This window comes from Pantoea sp. RCC30.1 (assembly GCF_058148845.1).
Map to the genome: position 1 here is coordinate 70,719 of NZ_JBXUHX010000015.1, position 12,103 is coordinate 82,821.

The following is a 12,103-nucleotide window of genomic DNA, read 5'->3' on the forward strand; positions in this document are numbered from 1 at the left end:
GTCGTTAGCTCAGTTGGTAGAGCAGTTGACTTTTAATCAATTGGTCGCAGGTTCGAATCCTGCACGACCCACCATCTCCTTCAGACGCGCTTTTATCGCGTAGTTTTAAGAAGAACACTTCAGCATTGCTTCACAACCTAAGATGGGTCGTTAGCTCAGTTGGTAGAGCAGTTGACTTTTAATCAATTGGTCGCAGGTTCGAATCCTGCACGACCCACCATCTTATATTAGCCGCCCGGCGCGCTGAACGGTTGTAAGCCCCCATCGGGTCGTTAGCTCAGTTGGTAGAGCAGTTGACTTTTAATCAATTGGTCGCAGGTTCGAATCCTGCACGACCCACCAATTAAGAAAGAAGCGCCTTTAAGGCGCTTTTTTCGTTTCCGGGGCACGGACTTTACCGTGCAGGGTGAGAACCTGCAGCAGGTTCGACTGAATCGCCAGGCGATTCAGGCTGATGCGTCAGCATCACCCGCAGGGCGAGGCCCGGGAACGGCCGAGGCCATCCTGCACGACCCACCAATTAAGAAAGAAGCGCCTTTAAGGCGCTTTTTTCGTTTCTGCGGTATTTGCTTAAAAGCACAGTGCCTCTGGCTTTTGAGGTTGGCGATAAAGTTTATCACTGCCCGCTGTGAGATCGAGTCTGCGCAGGGCTTATTCATTGCTGGGGAGATTTACTCTCCATCATCACCGTCACGCTTTTTTCTTGGCTTTCGCCACTGCCAGGCTCTCCCAGATATGCATCACCGCATAGCTGCGCCAGGGACGCCAGGATTGCGAGCGCGCTTCCGCTTCTTTGGATGACATGCCGCCCAGATTATTACGGATGGCGATATCCTCTTTAGGAAAGGCATCCGGCCAGCGCAGGGCGCGCATGGCGATATAGTGCGCGGTCCAGGGACCAATGCCCGGCAGGCTGACCAGCTTTTTTATCACCTCGTCGGGCGGCTGTGCGGCACTGAGGCGCAGATCGCCGCTGGCGCAGGCATTTGCAAAGGCGATGATGGCGCGGGAGCGGGCGGCACTGACAATCCCCATAGGCGCGACATCGTCTACTGTCAGTCCTGCGATACGTTCAGGATGGGCGGTGTAGCGGGTCAGATCGGCGAACGGCGTCTCACAGGGTTCGCCAAAGGCGGCGGCAAAACGACTGCTGACCGTGGTGGCCGCTTTGACTGTTACCTGCTGGCCGATAATGGCGCGCACGCCCAGTTCGAAGGCGTCGAAGGCACCAGGCACGCGCAGACCCGGATGTGCAATCAGGCTGGGTGCCAGCAGCGGGTCCTGAGCCAGACAGGCGGCGATACGCTGCGGCTGCGCGTCGAGATCGAACAGATCGCGCAGACGGCGCAGCAGCAGAGGCAGAACCGGCGTCAGCGAGGTTGAAAGCGTCACCTGCAGCGCGTTCTTCTGCGGCAGATGGGAAACACTGACCCAGCCCCGATAACTTCCCAGCGCCACGGTGCGTCGCCAGCAGCCATCTTCCACTGCCTCGACCTCCTTCATCAGGTGTGTCTGCAGAAACCAGAGCATTGCCGCCCAGTCGTAGGGAGGACGATAAGCCAGCCGCAGCGTCACGCGGTCGCCGGGCTGCGCACGCTTAGTGCCTGTATCGTCACGCCGCAGCGCGCTCGGGGTCATGCGGTAGCGCGCCTGGAAGACATCATTAAAACGGCGCAGGCTGCTGAAGCCGCTGGCGTAGGCGACTTCTGTGACCGGCAGTTGCGTCTCTGTCAGTAGCTGCTTTGCCAGCAGCATACGCCGCGTCTGCTTCAGCTCCAGCGGCGAGACGCCGAGTTCATGCTGCACGATACGGCGCAGCTGACGCAGGCTGAGACCGAATTCAGCGGCAATCGCCTCAAGTCCTTCTCGCTCTTCCAGCATGCCTTCCTCGATGCGCTGAATCAGCTGCTCCGCCACGCGATGCGGCTGATCAACCGGCGCATTGCCAGGAGCCAGTTCAGGCCGACAGCGCAGGCAGGGTCGGAAGTGCGCTTTCTCAGCCGCCCCGGCGCTGCTGAAGAAAAGGCAGTTCTTCTGCATCGGTGCTTTGACCGGGCAGACCGGACGGCAATAGATACAGGTTGAGGTCACGCCCACAAAGAAAACGCCGTCAAAGCGGGTATCGCGAGAGGTCAGCGCCTGATAGGCAATGTCGGGATCGAGCATGGCATTTCTCCGGTAAATAAGCGCAGCCTACACCGGTGAATCCCGGCAGACTGGCTGTTTTCGGACAGCACAACAGTTTATAGCCATGACCGAAAACAGCCAGTCAGGCTGATGAAAAGTGCGATACTGGGTAACGGAATCGTGACGGGAGAATCACCATGTACTACTTCAAACCAATAGTTACCCCGGTGGGTGAACTGAAACTGGTCGCCAGCGATAGCGGCCTGGCGGGGATTTTGTGGGAAAACGACGACCCGAAACGCACCCGTTTTTTGCCGCAAACGCGCAATGACAATCATCCCATTCTGATCGAAACCGAGCGTCAGCTCAGCGAGTACTTTACCGGTGAACGTCGCTGTTTTGAGTTGCCGCTCGACATGGTCGGCACCGACTTTCAGAAAAAAGTCTGGCAGGCGCTGGTGGCGATCCCGTTTGGTGAGACGCGCAGCTACAGCCAGATTGCACGGGAGATCGGCCATCCGCAGGCGGTGCGAGCGGTCGGTGCAGCCAACGGCCGTAATCCACTCTCCATTGTCGCGCCATGCCATCGCGTGATCGGTGCCAACGGCAAGCTGACCGGCTTTGCGGGCGGGCTGGATATCAAAGCCTTCCTGCTGGCGCTGGAAGCGCCACAGAAACCGCTGGTGCTGGCAGATGAAACGCAGCCGGGCAGGGTGGGTGCTGTGATGCAGGCAGAGTAAATATCTCACGACACAGTGTGGCTTTTCCGTTATCGTGTTTAGCATATAAAACACGATGGCAGATTCATCGCCATATTTCGCCTTTACGGGCGATTTTCGTTAATTAGACAAAACGAGAGCTGTGTCATGAGTGTGATGTTTGATCCTGAAAGCGCCGTTTATCCTTTCCCGCCTAAACCTGCCCGCCTGAGTGACGATGAGAAGGCGTTTTACCGTGAGAAAATCAAAGCGCTGCTGAAAGCGCGTAACGCGGTGATGGTGGCGCACTACTATACCGATCCGGAAATCCAGGCGCTCGCAGAAGAGACCGGCGGCTGCGTCTCCGACTCGCTGGAGATGGCGCGCTTTGGCAGCAATCATTCAGCAACCACACTGCTGGTGGCGGGTGTGCGCTTTATGGGCGAAACCGCCAAAATCCTCAGCCCGGAAAAAACCGTACTGATGCCAACACTGCACGCGGAGTGCTCACTGGACCTCGGCTGTCCAATCGAAGAGTTTAACGCTTTCTGCGATGCGCATCCCGATCGCACCGTGGTGGTCTATGCCAACACCTCGGCGGCCGTCAAAGCCCGCGCCGACTGGGTGGTCACTTCCAGCATTGCGGTAGAGCTGATTGAGCATCTCGACAGTCTGGGTGAAAAGATCATCTGGGCACCGGATCGTCACCTTGGCCGCTACGTCACCCAGAAGTCGGGCGCGGATGTGCTCTGCTGGCAGGGCGCCTGCATCGTGCATGACGAGTTCAAAACCCAGGCGCTGCAGCGCATGAAAGCGCTCTATCCCGATGCGGCGGTGCTGGTGCATCCTGAGTCACCGCAGGCGATTGTCGATCTGGCCGATGCTGTTGGCTCAACCAGCCAGCTGATTCAGGCGGCAAAATCCCTGCCGCATCCGCAGATGATTGTGGCGACCGATCGCGGCATCTTCTACAAAATGCAGCAGGCGGTGCCAGATAAAGAGCTGCTGGAAGCGCCGACCGCAGGTGAAGGCGCAACCTGCCGCAGCTGTGCTCACTGTCCATGGATGGCAATGAACGGCCTTAAAGCCATCGCAGAGGCGCTGGAGACGGGTGGGGTGGAACATGAGATTCAGGTGGATGAGACGCTGCGAGAGGCGGCATTACTGCCGCTTAATCGCATGCTATCCTTTGCAGCGGAACTTAAACTCAACGTGAAGGGCAACGCCTAAGCGTTCCCGGACAGGTGCTTTGCATGGATTTCTTCAGCACACATAATATTCTGGTTCATATTCCTCTGGGTGCCGGAGGCTACGATCTCTCATGGATTGAGGCCATCGGCACGCTGGCAGGCTTACTCTGTATCTGGTTTGCCAGCCTGGAAAAGATCATCAATTATCCATTCGGCCTGATTAACGTCACGCTGTTTGCGGTGATCTTCTTTCAGATCCAGCTCTACGCCAGCCTGCTGCTGCAGCTCTTCTTCTTTGCCGCCAATATCTACGGCTGGTACGCCTGGAGTCGTCAGACCGAAGATCACCAGGCGGCGCTGAAAATCCGCTGGCTGCCGCTGCCTAAAGCGCTGGCCTGGACGGCGGGCTGTGTGATTGCGATTGCGCTGATGACCCTCTACATCGATCCGGTGTTTGCGCTGTTAACCCGTGCGGCGGTGACGCTGATGAATGGCCTGGGCCTGTCGGTGGCGATGCCCGTGCTGCAGCCTGATGCCTTCCCGTTCTGGGACGCCTGCATGATGGTGTTGTCGATTGCGGCGATGGTGCTGATGACGCGCAAATATGTTGAGAACTGGCTGCTGTGGGTCATCATCAACGTGATTAGCGTGATGATCTTCGCCCGCCAGGGTGTCTATGCGATGTCGCTGGAGTATGTGATTCTGACGCTGATTGCGCTGAACGGATCACGTATGTGGATTCGCAGCGCGCGGCAACAGGGTTCCCGCGCGCTGTCGGCTCAGTGAGTGTGCGCTTCGCCTTTAGCGTGGGCATGATCATGGTCGTGAGAATGACTGTGATCATGGCCAGCCGCGGCCGCGCTGCTTACGCCGAGTTCACACTCGGCGCCGGCACAGGGCTGGTACTCCATCTGCACCGTCGCGTGCGCAATCTGATAGTTTTCGCGCAGATAGTCGTGAATACGATGCAGCAGCGCATCGTGATCGTAAGGTGGGATCACCTGCGCATGCAGCGTCAGCATCGGCTTTTCGCCCACCTGCCACAGATGCACATGGTGAACATTGCGCACCTCGGCGATGTTCAGAGTGAGATCCCGTATCAGCTTGTTCACATCCAGTGAATGCGGTGCCCCTTCCAGTAACTCCTGCAGACTCTCACGCAGCAGCGACCAGGCGCTGCGTAGCACCAGCAGTGACACCAGCAACGACAGAATCGGGTCGATTGGCGTCCAGCCGGTCAGCAGGATGATTACTGCCGCCACAATCGCGCCCACTGAACCGAGCAGGTCACCCATCACATGCAGCGCCGCGGCCCGCACGTTGAGGTTCTTCTCTCCGCTGCCATGATGCAGCAGCCAGAACGACAGAATATTGGCCAGCAGGCCGCCAATTGCGATTCCCAGCATCAATCCGCCGGTCACCGGTTGCGGGTCGGCAAAGCGGCGCACTGCCTCCCAGACGATCAGCGCGGTAATGCCCAGCAGCGCAATCGCGTTAACAAACGCCGCTACCGTCGTCAGCCGCAACAGGCCAAAGGTGTGGCGTGCATTGGGTTTACGGCGGGAGAAATGGACCGCCAGCAAGGCCATCAGCAGTGCGGCGGCATCGGTCAGCATATGCCCGGCGTCCGCCAGCAGCGCCAGCGAACCAGAGAGCCAGCCGCCAATCACTTCAGCGACCATAAAGACGACGGTCACCCCGAAAGCGGCCGCCAGACGCGTGCGATTACTATCCTGCCCGCTATGAGTGTGGGTATGTGCCATAAGTTTCCAGTTTTTTCAGTAACCTGTTTGCTAATAATATCAGTAATTGCCACGTCTCAGACGTGTTCTGATTCTGTTTTACCTGCTCCGTCAGTTGCTGGCTGAGCTGCGCGCCATGCTCCAGCCCCACCAGTAACCAGCTTCCTTTCATCCGATGTGCCGCTTCGGCGAACTGCACCCAGTCCTCGCGCTCACGCGCCTCATGCATCGCGGCCAGATCCTGCGTCACCGTGCTGTGCAGCGTCTGGCTCAGACGGCTGAGGAACTTGTCATTCTGCTGTGCCAGTTGCCACAGATTGTCATCCAGCGACGCCAGCGGGTCTTCCTGCCACTCCTGCTGCCACTCTGCCAGCAGGGCGCTGAGATCGGCTAACTGAACCGGTTTAATCAATACCCGCTCCCGCTCCTCAAGGGTGCGTGACAGCAGTTGCGCGTCTGCCGAGCAGAGCACCCGCATCGCCTGCCGTCGCCGCTGCCGGTCACGCCGACGCAATATCCGCAGCAGCAGCGTGCCGTCGGGGCGCGGCATCATCTGGTCGATAAACAGCAGGTCATAAGGCTGCTGTGCATCGGCCTGAAGCAGCGCGCGTCCCTGTTCAAAGATGTCAGCCTGAATTGCAAAGCGCGCCAGCTGCTGTTGCATGACCAGCAGATTGGTCGGATGGTCATCAACAATCGCCACCCGCAGCAGTGGAAAGCCGGGCAGGGCCGTCTCGTCCACGTGACTTGCTGATGCGCAGACCACCAGCGGCAACGTCACGGTGACCTGGGTACCGTGACCGGATTCAGAGGCGAGCTGGATATCGCCGCCCATCCGCAGCACCATTTCCCGGCAGATAAACAGTCCCAGGCCGCTGCCCTGCACCGAAACCGATTTTCCGGACGGTGCCTGATACCACGGGTCAAACAGCTTATGCTGTTCCTCGGGCGGGATACCGCTGCCGCTGTCGCTCACCTTCAGAATCAGTTGTTGATCCTGTGCGGCGAGAGTCAGACGAATCGCGCCGCGACGGGTAAATTTCAGCGCATTGGTCATCAGGTTGTTGACCACCTGCTGCAGGCGATCGGCATCGATCAGCACCGTGTCAGGCAGCGGCGTCAGCGCCTCGACCATCAGACGGGGACCGTCACCACGCATTAACGGATGATAAAAGTGCTGCTGCTGACTGAGCCACTGCGCCAGCGCCAGCGGACGGGGCGCCAGGGTGAAACTGTTACTCTCGATACGCGCATGATCCTGCAGGTCATTCAGCAGGGTCAGCAACGATTGTGCGCTGCTGTGTAACAGCGTCAGGTTCTGGCTGCTGTGCTGCTGCTTCTCCAGCTCCAGCAGTCCGAGTATCGCCTGCATCGGCGTGCGCAGCTCATGGCTGACGGTCGCCAGGAACTGGCTCTTCATCGCATTGGCATGCTCTGCCTGTTCACGCTGCTGACGCTCGCGGCGCTGCTGCCAGTAACGGCGCGCCAGCAGCAGCAACAGCAGCACAATCGCCGCACCGGCCACCGCCAGCACCATCATCGGCAACGAACCCATTACCATCACGCTGCCGGGCTGCGGCGGGGTAGACCAGCTGTCACGCATCTGGCTCTGGGTATCGGCCGGGATCTGCTGCAGAGCGCGATCCAGCAGCGTGCGCAGCACCGCCTGGTCGGGTGTGACACCCAACGCGATGGGCCAGGCGATATCGCTGGCGGCAAAGGCCAGGTGGATGCGCGCATCATCACGGCTGGCGATACGCCAGCGGGCGGAGAGCACGTTATCGACCAGCACATCGATCTGTCCTTTTGCCAGCGCGTCATAGAGGCTATTACGATCGGCAAACTGCTGCGGCTGCAGATCCTGAGGCAGCAGACGCAGCGCCAGGTCATCCTGCAATACGCCGATCCGCTTGCCACGCAGGTCGCGCCAGTGCGCCAGTGTATCTGACTGGATACTGTAGATGCCCCACAGCGCGCGCCACACTGGCAGCGAGGTGCTCTGCATCGCATCACCGTTCAGCGGCTGCATCAGCTGGAGCATCGCCTGTTTTTGCTCAATCAGGGTGCGGGCCTGACGGGGATTGCTGACCCACACCGGCTCAAACTGCAATCCTGTACTCTGGGCTATCGCTTTCAGCAAGTCCACGCCATAGCCTCTGGCGGTTCCGCTGGCATCGCGGTAGCTCCAGGGGTAGTTGTCCGGTTCGGCGGTGTAAGTAATACGCGGATGTTCGGCAATCCAGGCGCGTTCAGCGGGGCTGAGCATCAGGGTCTGCGTATCCTGATAGCGCGGCAGGTTACTGCTCCAGCGTGCCTGCAGCGTATTCATTAGTTCCGCAGGCAGCTGACGCAGGCTCTGATTAATCCAGCTGATAAGCTGGGGATCGCGTGCCACCGCACGCAGGTTGAGCTGCCCGGCCTCGATGTGGGAGGCGATCTGGTAAATCTGGCCCTGCTGCAACTGGCTCAGCAGAAAACCGGCGCTGGTCTCATCCGCCACCACATAGTCATTCTGCTGATTGAGCAGGGTATAGAGCGCCTGCAGGTCGCTGCTGTAGCGTCTGAAGCTGTGGCGGGCCGCCAGCGCAGGCGGCAATTGAGCCAGCGTGCTGTCGCTGATCGCCAGTTGGGCATTCTGGCTGTTAAACATCACGGCACGCTGGTTTTGTTGATTGCGGTAGACCCGCAGCGGACTGCTATACCAGTTATCACTGCTCAGGGTGCCAGCTGGCAGGGGAGTGACCCACATGCCCAGCGCGAAATCGATCTGGCCGCTGCTCATCGCCTGCATCAGATGCGGCTGATCGCTGTAGAGATTGAGCGTGAACTGCGCGCCGGTCAGCTGTCGCAGCGCGGAAAGATAATCGGCATTGATGCCATAGAGGTCATTGCCGATGCGCATCGTCCAGGGCGCGTGGTTCTCTTCCAGCAGGCCGACGCGCAGAATTTTGCCCTGCATGGTTTCCGCGTGTGTCACCGGCAGCATCATCGGCAGATTGACGCTACTCACCGGACGGACCTCAGCCAGCACGGAGCCGCACAGTAAAAGCAGCATCAGCAGAAAAACTCTCACTGCTGAGCCTTCCACAGGTCAGCCAGTTCGACCACCGAGCGGGCACCGGTTTTTTCAAGAATGTTCTTTTTATGGGTACTGACCGTTTTGTTGCTGATGTGCAGCTGTGCGGCGATTTGCAGATTGGACAGACCGCTGGCCAGCAGCGCCAGAATCTGACGCTCCTTCTGGGTCAGCGGAAGTTCGGGCTCATCATCCATCTCCGGGAAAGCGGTCTGCCCGCCGAGCACGGCCAGGATAGCGCTGAGCAACTGCGCCATGCGCTGACTCTTCACCACATAACCGGCGGCACCCAGCGCCTGAGCGCGACGCACATAATGACGGGTCTGCTGCGCGGAGTAGATGAGTACCGGGCAATCAGGCCGATGGATCTTCAGGCGACGCAGAAACTCCAGTCCATCGCTATCCGGCAGGCCGATATCCAGCACGATAATGTCCAGTGGCTGCTGAAGCAGGGGACGGGCGGCTTTTTCACTGCTGGCAGAAAGGAGCTGAACCGGAATGGGTGACTGGCTCAGGGCGGCTTCAAGTGCCACTTCAACCAGTGGATGATCGTCAATCAAAAGCAAAACGGCCATGAAGGATTCCCTGTAAATTTCACAGGATTAGCATAGCGGAAGAGTGGAGCAGAGGGGAGAAAAACCCGGAGAGCCGAAGCTCTCGGGGTTAAACTGAATTACTGAGTGGTGCCGTCAGTTTTGGTATCTACGTCGCCACCGCCCACTTTAGTCTGAACTTTTTTATTGATGTTTGGACATTTGCCATCTTTACACTGGGCGTTCTGGTCCATTTCGTTAGCAGACATATTACCATTGCTGGTGGTGCTGCCTGACGTTGCAGGATTGGTGTCATTGCCAGTGTTATTAATTTTGTTGTTATCAACTTTATTTGGCGGCAGATTCTCTTTCGCTCCGCCCGCTGCTGCACCTGCACTGGCCGCCTGGTTGGCTGTACCGTTGTTGTTGCTGCTGTCCGCAGCCAGTACCGCACCACTGCTCAGTGTCATTGCTGCTGTCAAAAAAACTAAGGCTAACTTTTTCATCATTATGCTCCCGTTAATAAATGAAGTTGCTTTAAGCCCAGAGGTGCAATTTCGGGTAATAAAAATTCCTGACGAAATAATATTCGCCGGTTGGCTTAAACAGGGTGATTAAATCGTGTAAGCGGGATGTTCCTCAGTGCTTACTATTAAAAAGTCTAGTCGCAAACCTGATTAATGCAAATATGACCCGAACATTTTACCCGCAGCAGGAATTTACACCCCTGGCGCTTCGGGCTACATTGGGCAGGTTGTGTCCGGCGGGCGCCGGGCCAGAAATAATATGGAATCAGTATGAATTACCAGAACGATGACTTACGCATCAAAGAGATTAAAGAGCTGTTACCTCCGGTTGCGCTGCTCGAAAAATTCCCAGCGACCGATCGAGCTGCACAGACCGTTTCACAGGCTCGTCAGGCGATTCATCAGATCCTGCAGGGCAAGGATGATCGCCTGCTGGTGGTAATTGGTCCCTGCTCAATTCATGACACAGAAGCGGCGAAAGAGTATGCCGACCGCCTGCTGGCGCTGCGTGATGAGCTGAAAGGCGAGCTGGAAGTGGTGATGCGGGTCTATTTTGAGAAACCACGCACCACGGTGGGCTGGAAAGGGCTGATCAACGATCCTTACATGGATAACAGCTATCAGCTCAACGACGGGCTGCGTCTGGCGCGTAAGCTGCTGCTGGAGATTAACGACAGCGGTTTACCGGCGGCAGGCGAGTTTCTGGATATGATTACCCCGCAATATGTGGCTGACCTGATGAGCTGGGGCGCGATTGGTGCGCGTACTACGGAATCTCAGGTTCACCGTGAGCTGGCGTCGGGTCTGTCCTGTCCGGTCGGCTTCAAAAACGGCACCGATGGCACCATTAAGGTCGCGATCGATGCGATTAACGCGGCGGGTTCGCCACACTGTTTCCTGTCAGTGACGAAGTATGGTCACTCCGCCATTGTGGAAACCAGCGGCAACGGTGATTGCCATATCATTCTGCGCGGCGGTAAAGAGCCGAACTACAGCGCGCAGCATGTGGCTGAGGTCAAAGAGGGACTGGCGAAAGCGGGTCTGCCACAGCAGGTGATGATCGATTTCAGCCACGCTAACAGCAGCAAGCAGTTCCAGCGTCAGATGGTTGTGGCAGACGATGTTTCACAGCAGCTGATTAACGGTGAGAAGGCGATTGTCGGTGTGATGATTGAGAGTCATCTGGTGGAAGGCAACCAGAGCCTGGAGAGCGGCGAGCCGCTGGTCTATGGCAAAAGTGTGACCGACGCCTGTATCGGTTGGGAAGATACCGACAAAGTGCTGCGTCAGCTGGCGGCAGCGGTTAAACAGCGCCGCGGTTGATTTCTGGCCAGACTTTGTCATCAATAAAAAAGGCCAGACTTTCGTCTGGCCTTTTTGCATTTCAGCGAGAAATTACTTCGCTTTACCCTGATTCGCAACGGCTGCGGCTTTCGCGGCAATCTCGTCCTGGTCGCCCAGGTAGTAGCGTTTCAGCGGTTTGAAGTTTTCATCGAACTCATAGACCAGCGGTACGCCGGTAGGGATATTTAGTTCGAGGATTTCATCTTCGCTCAGGTTATCCAGATATTTCACCAGCGCACGCAGTGAGTTGCCGTGTGCGGCAATGATCACTTTCTCACCGCTTTTAATGCGCGGCAGAATGGTTTCGTTCCAGTAAGGGATAACGCGGTCGATGGTCAGCGCCAGGCTTTCGGTGGTTGGCAGCTGCTCTGGGGTCAGTTTCGCGTAACGCGGGTCATGGCCCGGGAAGCGCTCATCTGAACGATCCAGCTCTGGCGGGGTGACAGCAAAGCCGCGACGCCACTGCTTAACCTGCTCGTCGCCATATTTGGCGGCAGTTTCAGCTTTATCCAGACCCTGCAGCGCACCGTAGTGACGCTCGTTCAGACGCCAGGTTTTCTCAACCGGCAGCCAGGCCTGATCCAGCTCATCCAGCACATTCCACAGCGTGTGAATCGCACGCTTCAGTACGGAGGTGTAAGCGAAATCAAAAACAAAGCCCTCTTTCTTCAGCAGCTGACCTGCTGATTTGGCTTCGCCACGACCTTTCTCAGAAAGGTCAACATCATACCAACCGGTAAAGCGGTTTTCGTTGTTCCACTGGCTTTCGCCGTGTCGCACCAGAACCAGCTTAGTTACAGCCATAGCTTAACTCCTTAATACTGTGATGTTTCTGTGAGATTGGAAACCTGCTGCTGCCCGCCTGA

Annotated in this window: 10 protein-coding genes, 2 tRNA genes and 1 other RNA gene; 7 read left to right on the forward strand and 6 right to left on the reverse strand. The window is 57.6% G+C overall.

Annotated features, from left to right (window positions below; genetic code table 11):
• Positions 1-144 precede the first annotated feature (144 nt).
• The 3 genes from AC2LB6_RS14565 (at position 145) to AC2LB6_RS14575 (ending at position 519) form a co-directional block, all read left to right on the forward strand.
• Positions 145-220 (forward strand) — tRNA-Lys (locus AC2LB6_RS14565).
• 46 nt (positions 221-266) lie between these two features.
• Positions 267-342 (forward strand) — tRNA-Lys (locus AC2LB6_RS14570).
• 43 nt (positions 343-385) lie between these two features.
• Positions 386-519, forward strand: a non-coding RNA gene (locus tag AC2LB6_RS14575) — RtT sRNA.
• A 171-nt stretch (positions 520-690) separates the two neighbouring features.
• On the opposite strand, the gene AC2LB6_RS14580 is transcribed toward AC2LB6_RS14575, so the two are convergent.
• Complete coding sequence (locus tag AC2LB6_RS14580) at positions 691-2,166, reverse strand: AlkA N-terminal domain-containing protein (RefSeq protein ID WP_490094047.1); 1,476 nt, start codon at positions 2,164-2,166, stop codon at positions 691-693.
• A gap of 158 nt (positions 2,167-2,324) precedes the next feature.
• Here AC2LB6_RS14580 and AC2LB6_RS14585 point away from each other — a divergent pair, with 158 nt between their 5' ends.
• The 3 genes from AC2LB6_RS14585 (at position 2,325) to pnuC (ending at position 4,801) form a co-directional block, all read left to right on the forward strand.
• On the forward strand, positions 2,325-2,867 hold the full coding sequence (locus tag AC2LB6_RS14585) for a methylated-DNA--[protein]-cysteine S-methyltransferase (protein WP_490094048.1): 543 nt from the start codon (positions 2,325-2,327) through the stop codon (positions 2,865-2,867).
• Positions 2,868-2,993: 126 nt separating this feature from the next.
• The gene (gene nadA / locus AC2LB6_RS14590; protein ID WP_490094049.1) at positions 2,994-4,055 is read left to right on the forward strand and encodes a quinolinate synthase NadA; all 1,062 of its coding nucleotides are present in this window, start codon (positions 2,994-2,996) and stop codon (positions 4,053-4,055) included.
• Positions 4,056-4,078: 23 nt separating this feature from the next.
• On the forward strand, positions 4,079-4,801 hold the full coding sequence (pnuC, locus tag AC2LB6_RS14595; protein ID WP_490094050.1) for a nicotinamide riboside transporter PnuC: 723 nt from the start codon (positions 4,079-4,081) through the stop codon (positions 4,799-4,801).
• Here the strand turns inward: pnuC and zitB are convergent.
• The 4 genes from zitB to AC2LB6_RS14615 all read right to left on the reverse strand — a co-directional run bounded on the left by zitB (position 4,795) and on the right by AC2LB6_RS14615 (position 9,875).
• Positions 4,795-5,778, reverse strand: a complete 984-nt coding sequence (gene zitB, locus AC2LB6_RS14600) for a CDF family zinc transporter ZitB (RefSeq protein WP_490094051.1) — start codon at positions 5,776-5,778, stop codon at positions 4,795-4,797. The genes pnuC and zitB overlap by 7 nt on opposite strands.
• On the reverse strand, positions 5,756-8,812 hold the full coding sequence (locus tag AC2LB6_RS14605) for an ATP-binding protein (protein ID WP_490094085.1): 3,057 nt from the start codon (positions 8,810-8,812) through the stop codon (positions 5,756-5,758). The genes zitB and AC2LB6_RS14605 overlap by 23 nt, the downstream gene beginning before the upstream one ends.
• 14 nt (positions 8,813-8,826) lie before the next feature.
• Positions 8,827-9,408 carry a response regulator gene (locus AC2LB6_RS14610; protein ID WP_490094052.1) on the reverse strand — a complete coding sequence of 194 codons (582 nt, stop codon included), beginning with the start codon at positions 9,406-9,408 and terminating at the stop codon, positions 8,827-8,829.
• A gap of 98 nt (positions 9,409-9,506) precedes the next feature.
• Positions 9,507-9,875, reverse strand: coding sequence for a YbgS-like family protein (locus tag AC2LB6_RS14615; RefSeq protein ID WP_490094053.1), 369 nt, complete (start codon positions 9,873-9,875; stop codon positions 9,507-9,509).
• Between the two features lie 288 nt (positions 9,876-10,163).
• On the opposite strand from AC2LB6_RS14615, the gene aroG reads away from it, so the two are divergent.
• Positions 10,164-11,216 (forward strand): 3-deoxy-7-phosphoheptulonate synthase AroG, encoded by a 1,053-nt coding sequence (aroG, locus tag AC2LB6_RS14620; RefSeq protein ID WP_490094054.1) that lies wholly within the window; start codon positions 10,164-10,166, stop codon positions 11,214-11,216.
• Positions 11,217-11,288: 72 nt separating this feature from the next.
• On the opposite strand, the gene gpmA is transcribed toward aroG, so the two are convergent.
• A complete protein-coding gene (gene gpmA / locus AC2LB6_RS14625; protein WP_033756988.1) occupies positions 11,289-12,041 on the reverse strand; it encodes a 2,3-diphosphoglycerate-dependent phosphoglycerate mutase in 753 nt (250 codons plus the stop codon).
• Positions 12,042-12,103 lie beyond the last annotated feature (62 nt).

Bases quoted from the DNA above. Each gene is read 5' to 3' on its own strand.
- AC2LB6_RS14580 (WP_490094047.1), bottom strand. From the start codon at position 2,166: ATGCTCGATCCCGACATTGCCTATCAGGCGCTGACCTCTCGCGATACC.
- AC2LB6_RS14585 (WP_490094048.1), top strand. From the start codon at position 2,325: ATGTACTACTTCAAACCAATAGTTACCCCGGTGGGTGAACTGAAACTG.
- nadA (WP_490094049.1), top strand. From the start codon at position 2,994: ATGAGTGTGATGTTTGATCCTGAAAGCGCCGTTTATCCTTTCCCGCCT.
- pnuC (WP_490094050.1), top strand. From the start codon at position 4,079: ATGGATTTCTTCAGCACACATAATATTCTGGTTCATATTCCTCTGGGT.
- zitB (WP_490094051.1), bottom strand. From the start codon at position 5,778: ATGGCACATACCCACACTCATAGCGGGCAGGATAGTAATCGCACGCGT.
- AC2LB6_RS14605 (WP_490094085.1), bottom strand. From the start codon at position 8,812: ATGCTGCTTTTACTGTGCGGCTCCGTGCTGGCTGAGGTCCGTCCGGTG.
- AC2LB6_RS14610 (WP_490094052.1), bottom strand. From the start codon at position 9,408: ATGGCCGTTTTGCTTTTGATTGACGATCATCCACTGGTTGAAGTGGCA.
- AC2LB6_RS14615 (WP_490094053.1), bottom strand. From the start codon at position 9,875: ATGATGAAAAAGTTAGCCTTAGTTTTTTTGACAGCAGCAATGACACTG.
- aroG (WP_490094054.1), top strand. From the start codon at position 10,164: ATGAATTACCAGAACGATGACTTACGCATCAAAGAGATTAAAGAGCTG.
- gpmA (WP_033756988.1), bottom strand. From the start codon at position 12,041: ATGGCTGTAACTAAGCTGGTTCTGGTGCGACACGGCGAAAGCCAGTGG.